This window comes from Halosimplex carlsbadense 2-9-1 (assembly GCF_000337455.1).
Lineage (GTDB): Archaea > Halobacteriota > Halobacteria > Halobacteriales > Haloarculaceae > Halosimplex > Halosimplex carlsbadense.
The window spans coordinates 168,996-186,236 of the sequence record NZ_AOIU01000013.1 but is presented as its reverse complement, the minus strand read 5'-3'; the positions used below and the strand labels follow the sequence as shown (position 1 = coordinate 186,236).

The following is a 17,241-nucleotide window of genomic DNA, read 5'->3' as shown; positions in this document are numbered from 1 at the left end:
GGCCGCGACCGAAGACCGTGACCACCAGCGACGGTTCGGGCGCGACCGCGAAGCCCCGCGGCCGCGCCGGCGTGTTCGTCTCCATCTGCGCGTTCTCCTTCCTGGTGAACTTCGGCCGGATCGCCTTCGCGCCGCTGGTCGACTACTTCATCCGCACTGGCGTCAGTCCGGCCACGGCCGGCCTGGCCGCCACCGCCGTCTGGGTCGGGAGCGCGCTCCCGCGGCTGCCGACGGGCTATCTGCTCACCGTCGTCTCGCGCCATCGCGTCCTCACCGGGATGGGTGTCTTCCTCGCCGCCGCGGCCGCGTTCACGGCGTTCTCGCCGTCGATTCGCGTCACCGTCGCCGGCGCGCTGTTGGTCGGCCTCGCCTCCGGCGTGTTCTTCATCGCCGCCAACCCGCTCGTCAGCGAACTCTACCCCGACCGGGTGGGTCTGGCGGTCGGCCTGCGCGGGATGTCCTCGCAGATCGCCGCCGTCGCCGCTCCGTTCCTCGTCTCGGTCGCCATCGCCAGGGGCTCCTGGCGGCTCTCCTTTCGCGCGCTGGCCGTCCTCGCCGTCGTCGTCACCGCCGTCTTCGTCCTCGCGGTCCGCCGTGCCGACCTCCCCGACGCCGGCGTCGACGACCGCGATCTGCTGGCGGGGATCCGCGCCCAGTGGCACCTCGTCGCCGCGGGCGTCGTCTTCGTCGGCGTCACCGGCTTCGTCTGGCAGGGCGTGTTCAACTTCTACGTCACCTACCTCGGCGCGAAGGGCTTCGAGGCCGGCCCCGCCAACACCCTGCTGACGATCACCTTCGCCGCCGGCGTCCCGTCGTTCGTCGTCGCCGGCCGCCTGGCCGACCGCTTCGACTACCTCCCCGTCCTGCTCGGCGTCCTCGGCGGATTCGTCCTCACCCTGTTCGCGCTCACGCTCGTCTCCTCGTGGGTCGCCGTCGCCGCCGTCTCTATCGTCATGAGCCTGATCGTCCACGGTCTGTTCCCGGTCGCGGACGCCTACCTGCTGGACTCGCTGCCCGACGAGAACCGCGCCAGCGCCTACTCGGGCTACAGCGCCGTCATGATGCTGATGCAGGCCCCCGGCGGCGTCGCCGTCGGCGCGTTCTACCAGTTCGGAATTCCCTACGACGGCGTCTTCCGCGGGTACGCCGTGGTCGTCGGACTCGTCGCGGTCGGGATGTTCGCGCTCGCCCGCGCCGGGCGGCTGCCGACCGGGTCGTGAGCGGTCGCGAAGCAGGGCCGACCGGCGGGTTCGTCCGAGGGGCTCACCGCTCGCGGGCGGCGAACGCGGATTCGAGGCGGTCGCCCTGGCCGCTCCGGACGAAGACGGTCACGAGGTCGCCCGCCTCGATGGTCGTCTCGCCGTGGGGGGTCACCACCTCACCGTCGCGCTCGATGGCGACGACGAGCAGGCCCTCGTCGAGCAGGTCGTCGGCGTTTGCCGCCCGGAGCGAGCGCCCGGTGATCGGCGCGTCCTCGTCGACGGTCAACTCGACGACCTCGGCGTCGCCGGTGAGGCTCATGAAGTCGGTGATCGAGGGCGCCCGTCGGGTGTCTGCCGGGCCGTAGGGCCGGTAGGGACTGAAGTGCTCGCGCTTGACGATGTCCTGGTCCTCGATGTCGACGCCGAGTTCGAGGATGGCGTCGCCGATGCGGGTCAGGTCTTCCGTGTCGTGGCCCACCGCCACGACCTCCAGGTCGTCCCTGCCGGTCATGATCTCGCGGACGTTGACCACGCCGGGGATCTGCAGCACCCGCTTTGCGAGTTTCCCGCGGTCGGCCGCCCCGGTCGTACACTTGAACCGGTTGGTCAGCATGCCCTCCGCGCGCTCGTAGTCGATGTCGGCGTGGTACCCCTCGATGATCCCCCGGTCTTCCAACTGCGCGATGCGATTGCGGATCGTGCCCGGAGAGACGTTGACCTCGTCGGCCACGTCCGGCGCCGACGTGTTCCGGGCGTCGCGCGCCAGGTGATAGAGGACCCGCTTGTCTATCTCGTCCAGCCGGTAGCCCATACCGTCGCCTACCGCGGCCCGGCCCAAACTGTTTCGGGTCGACGCGGCCGTCGTCGGTCGGACCTCCGTCGGTCGGACCGCCGTCGGTCGTCAGCCACCGCACCACCGCCGTCTCGATCGCGGTCCCGCGTCCGGCCCCGCCCGCGGATCGGTTCGCCGATCATATACGAAATGCAACTTTTCTGGCGATGGCGTAGGATACGGTGGGAGGTATTACGGGAAAGCTAGACAAGAACTGATATATGCCTCTATCTGGAACGGCAGGCAATGACCGATCGGCCAGACAGCGCGGAGTGGGGCCAGACGAGCGAGCCGTCGCCTCGGCGCGTGCTCTACCCGGTGTTCGGGTCGGAGTCGGAGGCCGTGATCCACATCGGAGCCAGCGTCGCGCAGGGCACCGACGCCGAACTGGTCGTCGGCGCCCTCGACGACGTGGCCGGCGAGCCCTCTTTCGACGCGAGTCGCGACCTCGCGAAGACGGTCTTCAGGGCCCAGACCGACTGCGCGCTGGACGTACACGTTCAGGCCGTCCCGCTGGCGGGATCGAGCGTGCTGGAGGGCATCGTTTCGGGCGCCGACACCTACGACGCCGGGGTCGTCGTCCTCGGCGACGAGGTCACGGAGCCCCGCGAGTCGAAACTCGCGGGACGGATAGCCGGCGACACCGTCGTCGTCAACGACCGGGCGCCGCTGGCGTCGGTCGCGTCGCTCCTCGTGCCGGTCGCCGACGGTCCCCACTCCGGTGCGGCGGTCGACGCCGCGGCGGCGGTCGCCCGCGCCAACGACGCGTGGCTCGAACTCGTCCACGTCGAGACCGGTGATTCCGACGACTCGGTCGCCGACCCCGACGCCCTCCTCGAAGCGGCCCGCGAGCGCGCGACCGGCGTCGAGGTCGACACCCGCGTCGTCGAGGCGGACGACGTGGCCGGCGCCATCGTCGACGAGTCGGAGTACCACGACGTGACCGTGATCGGCGCTCCGGCCAGCGGACGGCTCCGCCGGCTCATCTTCGGGTCGACCGCGGCCGACGTGCGCGAGGACGCTCACAACACGGTCGTGATGGCCCGCCACGGCTCCGACCCCGAGCGGACGCTGTTCGACGGCCCCATCCGGTAGCGCGGTCCGGGCGGTCGGTTCCGACCGCGGTTCGCAGAAACAGTTACCCACGAGCGTCGCGTACCCGCGCCCATGCGACTCGACCGGATCGGCGTCGACGAATCGGTCGCGGCGGTGTTCCCGCCGGAACGACTGGTCGACCGACTCGCCGACGCGGCGGACACGGACGCGACCGAGGGGGCGGCCGCCGACGTGACCGCGGTCGACGGCTCGCCGGAGTCGCTGGCCGACTGCGACGCTGTCGTCACGCTCGAACACCGGGAGCCGTTCCTCGACCTGGAGTGGGTCCACTCGATCCAGGCCGGGGTCGACCGGTTCCCGCGCGAGCGGTTCCGCGAGGCGGGCGTCGTCCTGACGAACAGCACCGGGGTCCACGGCGACGCCGTCGGCGAGACGGTCGCGGGGTTCGTCCTCGCGCTCGCGCGGCGCGTCCACGAGTACGCCGCGAACCAGGCCGACAACGAGTGGGACCGGCCCGACTGGGACGAGGCCTGGACCGTCGCGGGCGAGCGGGCCTGTGTCGTCGGTCTCGGCGGCCTCGGTCGAGGGATCGTCGACCGACTCGACGGCCTCGGCCTCGACGTCGACGGCGTCCGCCGGGACCCGCTCCCAGAACCGGGCGTCGACCGGGTGTTCACCGTCGACGAACTCCGGACCGCCGTCGCCGACGCGCGGTTCGTCGTCCTCGCCGTCCCGCTGACCGACGCGACCCGCGGGCTCGTCGGGGCCGAGGAGCTCGCCGCGATGGACGACGAGGCGTACCTGGTCAACGTCGCCCGCGGCGGCGTCGTCGACCAGCCGGCGCTGGTCGACGCGCTCCGGGAGGGCGAGATCGCCGGCGGGGCGCTGGACGTGTTCGAGACCGAACCGCTCCCCGCCGACTCGCCGCTGTGGGACCTCGACGACGTGATCGTCTCCCCCCACTGTGCGGCCTACACCCGCGACTACTACCGCCACGTCGGCGCCATCGTCGAAGAGAGCGTCCGCCGGGTCGCCGAGGGCGACGAGCCGGTCAACCGCGTGGTCTGAACTCGACGGTCGGCGCGGTACCATTCCGCCGGCGGAACCGAGAGTCCCCGGCCGTCAGGGCTCGATCACGAGCTTGCCGAAGAAGCTGTCCTCCATGACCGCGCGCTGGGCCTCGCCGGCCTCGTCGAGGTCGTAGCTGCGGGCGCACTCGACCGAGAGTCGGTCGCGGGCCATCAGGTCGGCGACGCCGGCCAGCCCCACCCGCAGGTCCGGCATGTTGAACATCGACATGAACTGGTAGGACACGTCCTTCGAGCGGGCGGCTCCGTCGTTCGTGAATCCCGGGTCGGGGCTGTTCTCGCCGATCCCGACGACGCGGGCGCCCTGGGCGGCCACGTCGGCGTCGAACTGCAAGTAGTCGTCGAGCCGGTGGTCCAGCACCGCGTCGACTCCGCTGTCGGCGGCCTCGGTGACCGCGTCGGCCAGGTCCTCGCGGCCGTAGTCAAGCACCGTCTCGGCGCCCATCTCGTCGAGGTCGTCGTGGTACGCCTCGCTGGCGGTGGTGATCACGCGGGCGCTGACGGCGTCTGCGATCTGGACGGCGGCGTGGCCGACGCCGCCCGAACCGCCGTGGACGAGGCAGTGTTCGGCCGGGTCGAGGTCGGCGTGGTCGACCAGCGCGCGCCAGGCGGTGACCGCGGCGACGCCCGCGGCGCCGGCCTCGGTCAGGTCCCCGCCGTCGGGCAGACGAACGACGCGGTCGGTGGGGACGGTCGCGTACTCGGCGTAGGCGCCCTGGTGGCCGGCGTTGCCGATGCCGGTTCCGAACACCCGGTCGCCCTCGGCGAACGCCTCGACCCCGTCGCCGGTCGCGGCGACGACGCCCGCGAAGTCGACCCCCGGCGTGAACGGGCGGCCGACGGGCTCGTACGAGCCGTCCCGGAAGTAGGTGTCGACGGGGTTGACGCCGGCCGCCGCCACCTCGACGAGCAGTTCGTCCGACTCGGGGGTCGGACGGTCGGTCTCCTCGACCCCGAGGACCTCGGGGCCACCGTGTTCGTGCAGTCGGACTGCGCGCATATCGATCGGAGGAACGCGCCGCCGACGGTTAACTCCCGGCGCCGACCGTTCGGTCCCGCCGGGCAGTACCTAATCTCTGAGGCCCTGCGAACTTCCGTCTCCAGCCCCTACGACGAGATGGCTCGTGTGACCGCGAGCCCAATCCCACCGGGGATGCCCCCCACCCGCAACCCATTCCGTCCACACCCACCCGTTCCCGCGCTCGGAGGAGCGTCGGGACCCCACCCTTTCCGAACCGCGCCGCACCGGTGACCCTTCGCCCCGCTTCGCCACGCTCCCGCTTTCACCCGCCGAACGCGTCGAACAGCGGCAGCGACCGGTCGAACCGCGCCGTCGTCACCAGTCGCTCGTCACCGTCGAGAGCGTGCTCGGCGTCGCGCACCTCGTCGGCGTTGACCCGCAGGTCCGACCCCAGCGACGCCGCGACTTCGTTCAGGTTCGCTCGCGCGTAGGCCGGCGCCGCCCCGCTCCCCAGCAACACGACGCTCCCGCCGTCGTCGCGGAACGCCCGTACCCTGTCGAGTTCGTCCGGCCCGAACGGCCCGACCGGCGGCGTCACGACCAGCGCCCGGCCGCGGTCGAGAAAGTCCGGCCCGAGGCGGTTGCGCTGGACGAGCCCCAGCCCCTGGCCCTCCAGATACTGCCGGTAGTAGGCGGCGTCCTCCGCCGACAGCGCGTAGTCGACGCCGAACCCGCCGTGGCCGCCGTCGATCAACACGTCGCCCTCGCGGTCGGCCAGCAGGTCCAGCAGGTTCGTCAGAAACGGGAAGGTCCCGTAGCCGCTCGTGTCGACCGCGAACCCCTCGGCTTCCTCGTAGGCCTCGTTCACCACGAGCCCGCCGACGACACCGACGCTGGCCTCGCGGTCGACCCCGACCAGCGGGGTCGGGTCGTCGTCGTAGATCACTGCGCTCGATTCGGTCGGCTCCTGGGTCGCCGTCGGTTCGGCCCGGACCGGTGCGCGCTCACCGCCGAGGGGCCCGTCGGCCAGCCGCACGCTCGACGGCCGCGGCACGAACAGTTCCTCGACGGGGTCGTTCCGGACCGGCCCCGTCGATCCGGGGTCGTGTTCGGCCCAGAGCCCGCGGCCGGCCGCCCGGGCGTCGGCCTCGGCTCGCGCCAGCGCGTCGTGGGTCGTCACCCCCGAGTGGTACGCCCGCGCGTAGCCTGCGGCGACGATCTCGCGGTTGTAGAAGACGCGGTCGCCGTCGGACTCGTGCTCCAGATAGCCGAGCAGCCGGCCGTAGGTCCCCCGTATCGGCTCGCTCGGGTCGAACGAGAGCGTCACCGTCTCGCCAGCCAGCCGCTCCCGGGCGAACGCGGACGCGCGCTCCCCGTACGCGACGAGCGTCTCCGGGTCGCCCACTCCCGGCCACTCCTGGACGCGCTCGAAGCGCCTGTTCTCCGCGGTCTCGGGCGTATCGAATCCGACGAGCCGAACTTCCTCCTCGGTGCCGTCGTCGAAGCGCACGTCGACCGTGTCGCCGTCCGTGACCGACACGACCTCGACCTCCTGAGTCGCGCCGGCCGCGATGTCGCTAGACATACGTACCGTCCAGACGACACTCACTTGTCAGTTACTCCGGAGACGGAAGTGCGTCACCGTTCGACAGGGGAGCGGTCTTATTCGTAGTAGCTGCGACGTTCGACGACTTCCGCGAAGGCGACGTTCTCGCGTACGTCCGTGATCTCGACGGTGACGCGCTCGCCCTGGTCCGTGTCGGGGACGATGACGACGAACCCTCGCTCGACGCGGGTGATCCCGTCGCCCTGCTCGCCGATGTCCTCGATCTCGACGGTTCGTTCTTCCCCCTCCTCGACCGGCGGCGACCGGCCCGATCGGTCGCCGTTCGACCGATCCCCGTTCGAGCGATCCCGGCGTTCGGCACTCGAGGCGTCCTCGCCGTTCGTCCCTCCGTCGGCGTCCGTGTTCGCGGGTGACGGAACCAGCGCGACGCGATACGTGTCGCCGGCCGCGAGTGACCCCGTCCGAACCTCTCGCTTCGGGACCTCGACGACGTAGGACCCGTCTTGTTCTTCGATCTGGGCGGAAAACAGACAGCGAAGCTGATCGGAGATCTCCATTCGTAGCGTCTACCTCTCACGCAGGCGTCCGGTCCACTTGGTTCTATCGTGTGCCGTGCGATACGACCTGCCGCACGTCGGCGACGGACCGCGCTCCGCGTCCTCCGTGCGTCGGTGTGCCTCTCACTGTGCGACCTCGTCGAGGCCATCGCGGACAGAGCGGCCGCCGCGGACGCGGACCGCGACGCGCGCGTCGCCGCGATCGGAACCGACCGCAATCACTGTCATCTCCCGGTCCTGACCGAGGCGGGGCTGGTCGACCGGGGTGACGACGACTCGCTGCGGCTCACGGCGGACGGCCGGACCGCCGTCGCGTGGCTCGACGAACCGGTCGGCTGACCGCTCCCGAGGCGGCGCCTCGTCGGGTGACATCGAAAGCGGACGGACCCGGGCGAGGTCCGCCGCGAAACAGCGAACGGTGGGTGGGGTGTGTTCGGGGAGGCCCCCGAACGAAGTGGATGGCTTCTGTGTCCGTGTGTGCGGACAGTTCGGCCTGGGACCGTTCGCGGCATAAGTTTTGTCCCGACCGGCTCGGCTTCCCGTCCGGCGCCCGTCTGTTCGGGACCGTTGTGCTGGCGGGCGGCGTCGCCGCTTCGGGGATCCGACTGCGCGTACCGGCCGCGCTCGTCGTCCGTCGGCCACGCGGTCCGCGGACCGCGCTCGGGACCCGGGCCCCGAAACCGGGAGTTTAACCTGCGACAGCGACCTCCCGGTCGGTATGTCGCTCGGTTCGTCGCTCGGTCACTCGCTGCGACGGTGCGTCGCCGCGGCCGGGATCGGCGCGGAGACGCTCGGTTCGCTCGACGCCAACCCGGTCCCCGCCGACTGGCGCCACGTCACCAAAATCGACCCGGAGACGGCGAAGCTGCTGCCGGTCGCCTACCCGCTCTACCTCGCCAACACCGACGCCGTCTCGGTCGGCGGGTCGACGGCGGTCACCGCCGACAACACCGAGGAGACGTTCCGCCTGCTGGCCCGGGCGCCGGTCCCCGCCTTCCACGAGCCCAGCGAGGCGCGCCACGTCACCGAGGAGACCCGCGAACTGGCCGCCTTCCTCGCGCTCCCGGAGGTGCTCAACGGCGAGACCGAGGCGCTCGTCGGCACGCTCGGCGAGGGACTCGCCTACCTCCACGACGAGATGGTCCCCGCGCTCCTCCGCGAGAAGCTGCCCGCTGCGCTCTACCGGGCGGTCGGCGACCGGCTCGTCGACTTCGCGACCTCGTGGCTGCTGGAGGCGGCCGTCTTCGAGGCGTACGTCGTCCAGAATCCGGACAGCGCGGCGGCCCGACGCAGCGGCGTCGACGAGTCAGACGTGCTCTCGCCCGCCACCGCGAGGGAGCGCGCGATGGTCGCCGACCGCCACCTCGACAGCGAGATCGTCTACGTCGAGTATTCGGGCACCTACGGCGGCGACGAGGCGGCGGACGTGCTCCGGGCCGTCTCGGAGTCGGTCGACGGCGCCCGCGTCTGGTACGGCGGCGGGATCGACGACCGCGAGAAGACGGCCGAGATGCTCGCCGTGGGGGCCGACACGGTCGTGGTCGGTGACTGCTTCCACGACGTGGCCGACGAGGAGGTCGAGGTCTGCGCCCGCGCGGTCGAGGCGCTCGGCGTCGCCCCCTCGGCCGACGAGATCCGGTCGTGGTTCGACGACGCGGTCGACCCCGTCGAGACGGCCGCGGCCCGCTACCTCCGGACGACGCCCCGAGTCGACGACCCGGAGGCCGCTGCCGAGCGGTCGCTGCTCGTCGCCCTCGCGCTCTGTTTCGGCGCGCTTCCCGCGGTCGTCGGCGAATCGAGACCCTCCGTCGAGCGAACGCGATCGCTCCTCTCGGCCGTCGACGCCGACGCCGCCGACCGCCTGGACGCGGCGCTCTCGGCGGGGGACCCCGAGGCTGCGGACGGCGACCCGCTCGACGACTACTGCGCCCGCGTCGCGGCCGCCCTGTCCGACGCCGACCCGCCGCGGCTCCGCCACCTGAGTCTCTCGACGCTCTCGGTGTCTCGGTGAACGCGACGGACGCAGTCCGCTGGCGACGGACTAGTCGTCCCGGCCCGGGCTCCCGGGGAGGACGCCGGGGTCGCCCGAGAGGTAGATGTACTCGGCGGCGATGCCGGTCAGGATGGAGTCGGAGTCGACGGCGTACTCGATGGCCCGGTCGAGGTACCTCGCGGAGACCTCGACGACGCGGTCGTAGGCCTCCGGGTCGTCGTCGGCGACGATGTACTCGGCGGTGACCGGGGTCAGCTGGGTCTCCGCGCGGTCGGCCGCGAAGTCGTCCACGTCGTCGAGCCAGACCTGCGCCCCGATGATAGCCAGGACGACCGCGTGCTCGAACGACGGCTCGATGGCGATGTCGGCCGCCCGGAACATCTCGATCATCCCCTCGTAGATGACCCCGACCCGCTCGTACTGGGTCTTGCAGTAGGGCCAGGCCTGCTCCTCGGCGGTCAGCGACCCCGCCGTCCCCTCGAACTCGGCGTACTTGTACTCCGCCTCGATGCGCTCGACGGCGTCTTCCGGGGTGGCGCCGCTCTCGTCGCCCTCGCCGAGCGCTCGCGCCATCAGCTCGCGGAAGTGCTCGTCGTCGTCCTGGTGGGTGTTCGATTCGGCGACGGCGGACTCGTAGGCCTCGCGGACCGCGTCGGGGAACCCCGCCATCTGCGCGTCGACGCGCTCGCGGAGCCGCGACTGGGCGATCCGGGCGGCGCGCTCGCGTTCCTCGCCGTCGAGCGGCGGGTCGGTTTCGAAGTCCTCGTACTCCGCGTCGTTGATCGCGTCGCGCATGTCGCCGTCGAGCAGGGCTTCGGTGCAGAGGCGCGCGACCCGCTCGACGCGACCGACGAACGCGACCTGCTCGCTCGCCTCGCGGCGCAACCGTTCGCGCCGTGCCGGGTCGGTACCGTCGACGAGCGACCGGACTGGTCTCCCACGCGACCGCGTCGGTTCGTCGGTGACCGGGTTGTAGCCGTCGCAGTCGTCGAGCGCGCGGCGGTAGAGATAGCCCAGCGTCAGCTCGACGGGCAGCGTCAGCTTCGTCTCGTAGCGAAAGTCGATGTCGTCGTAGCCGAGCTCGCTCTCCAGTTCGGCCTCGATAGCGCCGTAGGCGTCGTCGAGGAACGAATCGAGGGTGTCGTCGACCCACGACTTGATCCGAAGCGCCGTGAGGTCGAGTTCGCCCGTCCGCGCGTAGAAACGGGCGACGGCGCGGAGCGACAGCGGGAGCTGGTCCCGCTCCGACGCCCACCGCGCGGCCGAGCCGAGCGGGGCCGCGGGCGAGCCCGATCCGGAACTCATGGCGCGTCTGTTCCCCTGCGGTGTTTGTATAGCTGTTGAAACCGCCGGGCGGCGACCAATCGCCGGCCACGCTACGGTGGTGTCACCTCAGCGGTCGGCCCGCTCACGGCCGCCCGACCGGCGACGCCAGTGGTCGATTCGCGAACGGACTGATCAAATAGTAAGTCCCAGGACGCGGGGACGACCGAATCGATTTATTCACGGCTACCGGATTACAACCGTACAAGGCGGTCTGGGCACTCTCTATTCTCCACTGCCGATGGCTTCGACCGTTCGAGGCGGGCCCGAGCTAACTGATCAGTTAGCTTTTCGTTCGACGGGTGCCTACGTTCGGGTATGGCGAGATCAGTCAGTCCGCCGCGACACGACGCGTCGAACACCGAGATGGCGACCATCGGCTATCTGGTCGCGGTGCCGCTGTTCGCGCTGTTGCTCCCGGTCGCGCCCGTGTTGATCGTTCTCTGGCTGGCCGATCGGCTCTGAACGCCGCCGTCCGGTCGGATCTCCGGTGACTGCGCCCTCGCGGTCACTCGTCCGTCTGGGCGTCGCCGAACCGACGAAGCGGCGACGCGTCGGCGCTCGACGGGAGCGCTGCGAGGGCTCGATACCCCTCTTCCCGTCGGCGAGTCGCGCGCTCGTCGAGTCCCTCCGTGCGGAGTTCGGGGACGGCTACCATCGCCGAACCGGGCTCGCGGTCGCGCGCCCGTCGAACCGTTCGCGCCGCGGCGAAACAGCGGCCCGCCCGTGCGAGGCCGTCGATCTGGCGTTCGTCCGCGTCGGCCAGCCGCGCGCCGAGGACGCCGGCGGCTTCGCCGATCCGGCCGGCGGTCCGTTCGACGAGCGCGATCCGGTCCGAAGGGGACTCGCTCCCCTCGAGGTACCTGGAGGCGAACGCCCCGGAGAGAGATTCGAGCGCGTCGGTGACCGTCTCGAAGCAGTCACAATCGGCGGCTTCGAGGACCGAGTACGCCCCGGTGGAGAGGTAGTCGCCCGCGAGGAGCGCGGCGACTTCGTCGCGGGTGAACGCGTGCGGGTGACTGTCGGTGAGCTGGACGAGCAGCTCGCTCCGGAGTCGGCAGTACCCCCGGATCAGCTCCACCGTCGCCGCGGCGGAGACGACTCGATCGGTGTCCGGCCGATCCGCTAGTGTCCCGTAGGACCCAGCGACCAGCTGGCCATACCAGCGGTCCGCGGCGCTTTCGACCGTTTCGCGCGCGAGCGCGAGGCCGCCGCTGTCGGCGCCGCGAAGCGCCGATTCGAGCCGCGCGTCGATCGCCGAGCGCGGGAGGATAGACGGCGCCACGGGTCAGTCATCACCCGCCGTGCTCTCGGCGACCGCCGGTTCGACGTTCTCCTCGGTCAGTTCGGTGCCCTTCCAGGTGCCGCGGCGGTACCACAGGACGGCGATGACCGCGCCGACGACGTTCGAGACGGCGAAGGAGAGCCAGATCCCCGTCTCGCCGAGCGGTCCGGCGGCGAACCAGGCGATCGGGAACCGGACGACACCGAGCATCGCGACGGAGATGGCCGCGGCGGTGAGCGTCCGCCCGGCGCCGCGGAAACTCCCGGTGTAGGCCCGCGTGACCCCGATGAAGCCGAACGTCAGCGCGACGTAGCGGAGGAACTGCGCGCCGACCTCGACGACCCGGTCGGCGTTCTCCTGTCCGGCCCCGACGAACACCGAGATGATCGGCTCCGGCGCGAGGAAGACGGCGACCCCGGCGAGCGTGAGGACACCGAACAGCACTTTCGCGGCGAGGTTCGCGGCCGCCTCCGCCCGGTCGGACTTGCCCGCGCCCACGTTCTGGCCGGTCATCGTCTCGACGCCGCGGGCGATGGCGATGGCCGGCAGGACGATGACCGAGAAGACCCGCGTCCCGATACCGTACGCGGAGACGACGGGGTCGGAGAACGTGGCGACGACGAACAGCAGCAGGTTCATCGAGAGCGCCCGGCCCATCCCCTCGACCGACGCCGGCAGACCGATCCGGACGAGCCGGCGGAGATACGACAGGTCGGGGACCATGTCGCGGAGGTGGATCTGGACGCCCCGCTCGCCGCGGAACATGATCGCCAGGCCGACAACCAGCGCGAGCCCGCGAGAGAACACCGTCGCGATGGCCGCGCCCTGGATCCCGAGTTCCGGGAAACTGATCGTGCCGACCAGCGGCGCCGATTCGACGACGGTCCACCCGAAGATCAGGAACGGGTCGATGACGATGTTGAGGAGGACCGACCCGAACATCACGAGCATCGGCGTGATCGTGTCGCCGTAGCCCCGCATGAGCGCGATGAACACGAAGAAGCCGAACATGAACAGCAACCCCAGCGAGATGACCTCCATGTAGCTCGACGCCAGCGGCAACACGTCCTGGGAGGCGCCCATCAGCGAGAGGAACTGTTCGACGAGGAAGTAGCCGACGACGCCCAGGACGACCGAGATGATCGCCGCGAACGTGACCGTCTGGGAGGCGGCGTACTCGGCCTCCCGGGCCTCGTCGGCCCCGGTGAACTGCGCGACGAGGACGCTCCCGGCGACGGAGATGCCGGTCCCGAAGGAGATGAGCAGGAACACCATCGGGAACGCGAAGCTGATCGCCGCCAGCGCGTCCGTGCTGTACTGGCCGAGCCAGAAGGTGTCCGCCAGGTTGTACGCCGTCTGGAAGAGGTTCGTCACGACGATCGGCATCGCGAGGAAAAAGAGGGGCTTGCCGATCCCGCCCGACGTGAGGTCGAAGTCCTCGGGCCCCTTGAACAGGGCGTCGAGTCGACTGCGCAGCCCCATCAGCTGGGCACCTCCGTCGGCCCGTCGGCGACCAGGTGGCGCTCGGCGAAGTGCGTCATCGTCTCGGCGAGTCGGTCGGACGAGCGGTCGGCGGTCGCTCGCCGCGTGTGCGCCCCATAGATCGCCGTCACGAGGAACTCGGCCGCGACCGCCGGATCGACCTCGTCGTCGAACTCGCCGACCTCGACGCCGTCGGCGACGATCGACTCGACTCGGTCGAGGAGGTACTCGTCGAACCGCGCCAGCCGCGTCCGGATCGCGTCGTCGCAGGGCGCCTGGGCGTTCGCCGCCAGCATCGCCGTCCGCAACTGCTCGCCGGCGGTTCCCTCCCCGTCGGCGAGGACCGTCTCGAAGAGCGCGACGAGTCGCCCGCGCGGGGTCTCGCCCGCGACCGATCCGACCTGCTCGGTGTAGCGGTCGTAGAGGAAGTCCAGAAACGCCGCGAACAGCGTCTCTTTGTCGTCGTAGTAGTAGTGGATCAGTCCCTTGCTCGTCTCGGCCTCCGCGGCAATATCTCCGAGGGTCACGTCGGCGTACCCCCGGTCGCAGAGCGCCCGATACGTCGCCGCCAGAATCTCTGTCGCTGCGTCGTCGTCCATCGGTCGATACCGAACTTACTAACTAGTTAGTCAAAAACTTTCGGACTCGGACGTGCCGCGAGAACGGCGCCATACTGGAGGTCTTGGTGCTCGTGTGGCGCCGATCGGCCGGTATCTACGCGCGTCTCCTGACGGAGTGGTCACAACTGTTAACCGGACGAGCGCGGAAGTGATAGCCGATGGCCGATCCAACGGAGGGGAGCTTCTCGGAGCCGGAAACGGAGATCATGCGGGCGACGTATCGAGCGCTCCGGGAACACGGGTACGCCGACCTCACGATCAAGCGGATCGCCGCGGAGTACGGGAAGTCGACCGCCGCGGTCCACTACCACTACGACACGAAAGACGAGCTGCTCGTGGCGTTTCTCGACTACCTGCTCGAACGCTTCGTCGACACGATCCGCGACGTCGAGACGACCGACCCCCACCAGCGGCTCGACCTGCTCCTCGACGAGCTGATATTCGCCCCCGAAGAGCATCGCGACCTGGCGGTCGCGATGCTGGAGATGCGGGCGCAGGCCCCGTACAAGGGCGACTTCCGCGAGCGCTTCCGCGGGAACGACGAGTACGTCCGCTACATGATCAAGGCGGTAATCAACCACGGGATCGACGAGGGCGAGTTCGACGACGTCGACGCCGACCACGTGACGCGCGGCCTGATGATGATCGTCGACGGCGCCCGGACCCGTGCCGTCGTCCTCGACGAACCCGGAGCGCTCGAAACCGCCCGACAGACCGCCGCGGAGTACGTCGATGCGGTGCTGACCTGACGGGGTCAGTCAGTCGTCCGAATCCGCCGCGTCGACCGGCTCGATCTCTAGCCCCGAGAGGTCCGTCGTACACCAGTGACAGAAGTCGATGCCCGGGTCCAGCTCCCGACCGCAGTTCGGACAGTGCGTGACCCGTCCGTCCGGCGTCGCGGTGATCCGGGCGACGGCGTTGTGCGCCCGCGCGACCAGATACGCGTCGATCACGCTCAGGGCACCGACGAAGACGACGGGCGCGATTGCGAGCAGGTCGACCTGGTCCCCGTCGACCAGCGCCGTCAGCGCCGCTCCGTCGACGAACAGGAAACTCACGCCCAGCAGGGCGATGAGCCACCCGGCCGCGCGGCGCAGCCGCCGGAGGTAGATATGTCCGAGCCCCGTCGCGAGCACCGCGAGCACCGCGGCGAGCCACGGCCGCTTTCGTGAAATCGAACCGTCCATACAATTACTAACCGGTTAGTCAGTCATAAGCCTTGTCGGGGTTCGCGACCGCGCTCGGCGGCCTACGACTCCCGGGCCGCCCGAGCCCGAAACCGGACGGCGATCCCGTCCGGGCCGGTGAGTTCGAAACCGCCCTCGCGGTCGGTCACCGGAACGTCGGCAGCCGAGAGCCGCCGCCGAGCGGTCGTGACCGCCTCGGCGTCGGGCAGCAGGAACTCGAACCAGGCGAGGCCGCGACCGTCCGGCGAGTCGGTCCGGCCGTTCCACGTGTTGACGCCGACGTGGTGGTGGTAGTCGCCCGCCGCGAGGAACGACGCTCCCCGCGCCTCCGTTCGAACGCCCAGTCCCAGGGTGTCGGCGTAGAACGCCCGAACCCGGCCGAGCGAGGAGACTTCGAGGTGGACGTGTCCGAGGTCCGTCTCGGGTGGCGCCTCGGCGGCACCGTCCGACTCGGCGACGAGGGCGTTCAGGTCGAGCGGGGCGGTCCCGATCTCGACCGACTCGTCGTCGGCGCGGGGCCACTCCTCGCGCGGCCGATCGGCGTAGATCTCGACGCCGTTGCCCTCGGGGTCGGTGCAGTACAGCGCCTCGCTGACGTAGTGGTCCGAGGCGCCGTCGAGCTCCCCGCGGTCGCGGATCCGTTCGAGCGCGGCGCCGAGCGCCGTGCGCGAAGGGACCCTGAACGCGTTGTGGAACAGCCCCGTCTGCGTCCGGCCTCTGGGCGGCGCGTCCGCGTCCGCCAGCAGTTCGAGCACCGGCGATCCGCCGGCACCGAGCGTCGCCGCCCGTTCGCTCCGGGCCCGAACGGCGAGCCCGACGGCGTCCTGGTAGAACGCGACCGTCTCGTCGAGGTCCGCGACGGTCAGCGCCGTCCGACCCATCTGAGCCGTCTCGGGGATCACCGGGTCGTCACGCTCGGCAGCGTCGTCCATAGCGACGGGTTCGGTACCCTCACCCATGTATTTCAGGTGTCAGCGGTGTAACCGGGCGGTCGACCACCGACCGCTCCCGTCGCGTCCGGCCCTCACTGACCCGAGAGCCCGACGCCGTCGGCGAGCAGCTCGTGCGAGCGGAGCGCGTCCCCGTGCGTGGGTGCGGACTGCTGGATCATCACCTCGTCGACGCCCACGCGGTCGGCAAGCTGTTCGAGCAGGCCCGCCAGCGTCTCCGGACTCCCCGAGATCGCCCGCGGCCACTCGCCGTCGTCGAGCGTCGCCGGCGTGGGGTCGGGGACGCCGCCCAGTTCGTCGATCGCTTCCTCGACGGTCGGAGGCGTTCCGGTCTCGCCGCGCTGCATCCGGCGGAAGATCGCTTCGGTGACCGCACGCAGTCGTGCGGCGTCCTCGTCGCTCTCGGCGCAGACCGCGTTGACGGCGACCATTCCCCGCGGTTCGTCGATCCCGCCGGTGAGCGCCGAGGGTTCGAACGCCTCGCGGTAGGTCTCGAAGGCGTGCGTGGCGAACTGCGGGCGGATGAACGCCGCGAAGCAGTAGGGCAACCCGAGTTCGGCCGCGATCTCCGCGCTCGACGGGCTCGACCCGAGCACCCACGGGACGGCCGGTCCCTCGGCCGACCCCGGGATCTCGATGTCGCCGTAGGGGTGGTCGTCGGGGAAGTCGTCGTAGAGGTGCGAAACGACCGCTTCGACCTTCTCGACGTGGTCGCCATCGGGGTCTTGGACGTGACGCTCGGTCCCGAGCGCCCGGTCGACGGCCGGCGAGCCGTTCGCCCGGCCGAGGCCAGCGTCCACGCGCCCAGGCGCGAGCGCGTCCAGCGCCCCGAACTGCTCGGCGACCTTGAGCGGGCTGTAGTGGTTGAGCAGGACGGCGCCCGACCCCAGTCGGATGGCGTCGGTCTCGGCCGCGAGGTGGCCCAGGAGCACCTCGGGCGTCGTGCCCGCGAGCGTCTCGGCGCGGCCGTGGTGTTCGGCCACCCAGAACCGCGTGTAGCCCAGCCGCTCGGCCTGCCGAGCGGCCTCGACGGTGTTCGCGTACGCCTCGGTCGCGGTCCCCGAGTCCGGAACTGGAGAGAGATCGACGACGGAGAGGTCCATACCCCCGCTGTGGGATGGCGGCGGAAAACGGTTCG

Annotated in this window: 18 protein-coding genes; 7 read left to right on the top strand and 11 right to left on the bottom strand. The window is 70.7% G+C overall.

The window, feature by feature from the left end; translation table 11 throughout:
- The first annotated feature begins 17 nt into the window (after positions 1 to 17).
- On the top strand, positions 18 to 1,220 hold the full coding sequence (locus C475_RS06510; protein ID WP_006882997.1) for an MFS transporter: 1,203 nt from the start codon (positions 18 to 20) through the stop codon (positions 1,218 to 1,220).
- A gap of 43 nt (positions 1,221 to 1,263) precedes the next feature.
- Here C475_RS06510 and C475_RS06505 read toward each other — a convergent pair whose 3' ends face one another.
- Complete coding sequence (locus tag C475_RS06505) at positions 1,264 to 2,013, bottom strand: Lrp/AsnC family transcriptional regulator (RefSeq protein WP_006882996.1); 750 nt, start codon at positions 2,011 to 2,013, stop codon at positions 1,264 to 1,266.
- A 267-nt stretch (positions 2,014 to 2,280) separates the two neighbouring features.
- Between C475_RS06505 and C475_RS06500 the strand changes: the two genes are divergently transcribed.
- Complete coding sequence (locus C475_RS06500; protein WP_006882995.1) at positions 2,281 to 3,129, top strand: universal stress protein; 849 nt, start codon at positions 2,281 to 2,283, stop codon at positions 3,127 to 3,129.
- 72 nt (positions 3,130 to 3,201) lie between these two features.
- Positions 3,202 to 4,158, top strand: a complete 957-nt coding sequence (ddh, locus tag C475_RS06495) for a D-2-hydroxyacid dehydrogenase (protein WP_006882994.1) — start codon at positions 3,202 to 3,204, stop codon at positions 4,156 to 4,158.
- 54 nt (positions 4,159 to 4,212) lie between these two features.
- Here the strand turns inward: ddh and C475_RS06490 are convergent, their stop codons facing one another.
- The 3 genes from C475_RS06490 to C475_RS06480 all read right to left on the bottom strand — a co-directional run bounded on the left by C475_RS06490 (position 4,213) and on the right by C475_RS06480 (position 7,263).
- A complete protein-coding gene (locus C475_RS06490) occupies positions 4,213 to 5,178 on the bottom strand; it encodes an NADPH:quinone reductase (RefSeq protein ID WP_006882993.1) in 966 nt (321 codons plus the stop codon).
- 283 nt (positions 5,179 to 5,461) lie between these two features.
- On the bottom strand, positions 5,462 to 6,724 hold the full coding sequence (locus C475_RS06485) for a thermonuclease family protein (RefSeq protein WP_006882992.1): 1,263 nt from the start codon (positions 6,722 to 6,724) through the stop codon (positions 5,462 to 5,464).
- 77 nt (positions 6,725 to 6,801) lie between these two features.
- Positions 6,802 to 7,263 carry a TRAM domain-containing protein gene (locus C475_RS06480; RefSeq protein ID WP_006882991.1) on the bottom strand — a complete coding sequence of 154 codons (462 nt, stop codon included), beginning with the start codon at positions 7,261 to 7,263 and terminating at the stop codon, positions 6,802 to 6,804.
- A gap of 48 nt (positions 7,264 to 7,311) precedes the next feature.
- Between C475_RS06480 and C475_RS06475 the strand changes: the two genes are divergently transcribed.
- Both C475_RS06475 and C475_RS06470 read left to right on the top strand, forming a co-directional pair.
- Positions 7,312 to 7,602, top strand: coding sequence for a DUF7344 domain-containing protein (locus C475_RS06475; protein WP_449404411.1), 291 nt, complete (start codon positions 7,312 to 7,314; stop codon positions 7,600 to 7,602).
- Positions 7,603 to 7,981: 379 nt separating this feature from the next.
- Complete coding sequence (locus C475_RS06470) at positions 7,982 to 9,274, top strand: heptaprenylglyceryl phosphate synthase (protein WP_006882989.1); 1,293 nt, start codon at positions 7,982 to 7,984, stop codon at positions 9,272 to 9,274.
- Positions 9,275 to 9,304: 30 nt separating this feature from the next.
- Here C475_RS06470 and C475_RS06465 read toward each other — a convergent pair whose 3' ends face one another.
- A complete protein-coding gene (locus tag C475_RS06465) occupies positions 9,305 to 10,561 on the bottom strand; it encodes a hypothetical protein (RefSeq protein ID WP_006882988.1) in 1,257 nt (418 codons plus the stop codon).
- A gap of 336 nt (positions 10,562 to 10,897) precedes the next feature.
- Here C475_RS06465 and C475_RS23795 point away from each other — a divergent pair, with 336 nt between their 5' ends.
- Entirely contained in the window at positions 10,898 to 11,044 is a 147-nt protein-coding gene (locus C475_RS23795) for a DUF7535 family protein (RefSeq protein WP_161625178.1), read from the top strand.
- 43 nt (positions 11,045 to 11,087) lie between these two features.
- Here the strand turns inward: C475_RS23795 and C475_RS06460 are convergent, their stop codons facing one another.
- From C475_RS06460 to C475_RS06450, 3 genes are read right to left on the bottom strand one after another with little or no spacing between them, the layout of a single operon-like run.
- Positions 11,088 to 11,864, bottom strand: a complete 777-nt coding sequence (locus C475_RS06460) for a hypothetical protein (protein WP_006882987.1) — start codon at positions 11,862 to 11,864, stop codon at positions 11,088 to 11,090.
- Between the two features lie 3 nt (positions 11,865 to 11,867).
- Positions 11,868 to 13,346: an MATE family efflux transporter gene (locus C475_RS06455; RefSeq protein ID WP_006882986.1), complete on the bottom strand. Its 1,479-nt coding sequence runs from the start codon at positions 13,344 to 13,346 to the stop codon at positions 11,868 to 11,870.
- The gene (locus C475_RS06450) at positions 13,346 to 13,945 is read right to left on the bottom strand and encodes a TetR/AcrR family transcriptional regulator (RefSeq protein ID WP_006882985.1); all 600 of its coding nucleotides are present in this window, start codon (positions 13,943 to 13,945) and stop codon (positions 13,346 to 13,348) included. The genes C475_RS06455 and C475_RS06450 overlap by 1 nt, the downstream gene beginning before the upstream one ends.
- Before the next feature lie 179 nt (positions 13,946 to 14,124).
- Between C475_RS06450 and C475_RS06445 the strand changes: the two genes are divergently transcribed.
- The gene (locus C475_RS06445; protein ID WP_006882984.1) at positions 14,125 to 14,715 is read left to right on the top strand and encodes a TetR/AcrR family transcriptional regulator; all 591 of its coding nucleotides are present in this window, start codon (positions 14,125 to 14,127) and stop codon (positions 14,713 to 14,715) included.
- Between the two features lie 9 nt (positions 14,716 to 14,724).
- Here C475_RS06445 and C475_RS06440 read toward each other — a convergent pair whose 3' ends face one another.
- The 3 genes from C475_RS06440 to C475_RS06430 form a co-directional block, all read right to left on the bottom strand.
- Positions 14,725 to 15,153: a zinc ribbon domain-containing protein gene (locus tag C475_RS06440; RefSeq protein ID WP_006882983.1), complete on the bottom strand. Its 429-nt coding sequence runs from the start codon at positions 15,151 to 15,153 to the stop codon at positions 14,725 to 14,727.
- A gap of 62 nt (positions 15,154 to 15,215) precedes the next feature.
- A complete protein-coding gene (locus C475_RS06435) occupies positions 15,216 to 16,085 on the bottom strand; it encodes a VOC family protein (protein ID WP_006882982.1) in 870 nt (289 codons plus the stop codon).
- Between the two features lie 92 nt (positions 16,086 to 16,177).
- The gene (locus C475_RS06430) at positions 16,178 to 17,206 is read right to left on the bottom strand and encodes an LLM class flavin-dependent oxidoreductase (protein ID WP_006882981.1); all 1,029 of its coding nucleotides are present in this window, start codon (positions 17,204 to 17,206) and stop codon (positions 16,178 to 16,180) included.
- Positions 17,207 to 17,241 lie beyond the last annotated feature (35 nt).

What these genes read in the sequence shown, in the direction of transcription:
- C475_RS06505 (WP_006882996.1), bottom strand. Translation starts at nt 2,013, where the DNA reads ATGGGCTACCGGCTGGACGAGATAGACAAGCGGGTCCTCTATCACCTG.
- C475_RS06500 (WP_006882995.1), top strand. Translation starts at nt 2,281, where the DNA reads ATGACCGATCGGCCAGACAGCGCGGAGTGGGGCCAGACGAGCGAGCCG.
- ddh (WP_006882994.1), top strand. Translation starts at nt 3,202, where the DNA reads ATGCGACTCGACCGGATCGGCGTCGACGAATCGGTCGCGGCGGTGTTC.
- C475_RS06490 (WP_006882993.1), bottom strand. Translation starts at nt 5,178, where the DNA reads ATGCGCGCAGTCCGACTGCACGAACACGGTGGCCCCGAGGTCCTCGGG.
- C475_RS06485 (WP_006882992.1), bottom strand. Translation starts at nt 6,724, where the DNA reads ATGTCTAGCGACATCGCGGCCGGCGCGACTCAGGAGGTCGAGGTCGTG.
- C475_RS06480 (WP_006882991.1), bottom strand. Translation starts at nt 7,263, where the DNA reads ATGGAGATCTCCGATCAGCTTCGCTGTCTGTTTTCCGCCCAGATCGAA.
- C475_RS06470 (WP_006882989.1), top strand. Translation starts at nt 7,982, where the DNA reads ATGTCGCTCGGTTCGTCGCTCGGTCACTCGCTGCGACGGTGCGTCGCC.
- C475_RS06465 (WP_006882988.1), bottom strand. Translation starts at nt 10,561, where the DNA reads ATGAGTTCCGGATCGGGCTCGCCCGCGGCCCCGCTCGGCTCGGCCGCG.
- C475_RS23795 (WP_161625178.1), top strand. Translation starts at nt 10,898, where the DNA reads ATGGCGAGATCAGTCAGTCCGCCGCGACACGACGCGTCGAACACCGAG.
- C475_RS06455 (WP_006882986.1), bottom strand. Translation starts at nt 13,346, where the DNA reads ATGGGGCTGCGCAGTCGACTCGACGCCCTGTTCAAGGGGCCCGAGGAC.
- C475_RS06450 (WP_006882985.1), bottom strand. Translation starts at nt 13,945, where the DNA reads ATGGACGACGACGCAGCGACAGAGATTCTGGCGGCGACGTATCGGGCG.
- C475_RS06445 (WP_006882984.1), top strand. Translation starts at nt 14,125, where the DNA reads ATGGCCGATCCAACGGAGGGGAGCTTCTCGGAGCCGGAAACGGAGATC.
- C475_RS06440 (WP_006882983.1), bottom strand. Translation starts at nt 15,153, where the DNA reads ATGGACGGTTCGATTTCACGAAAGCGGCCGTGGCTCGCCGCGGTGCTC.
- C475_RS06435 (WP_006882982.1), bottom strand. Translation starts at nt 16,085, where the DNA reads ATGGACGACGCTGCCGAGCGTGACGACCCGGTGATCCCCGAGACGGCT.
- C475_RS06430 (WP_006882981.1), bottom strand. Translation starts at nt 17,206, where the DNA reads ATGGACCTCTCCGTCGTCGATCTCTCTCCAGTTCCGGACTCGGGGACC.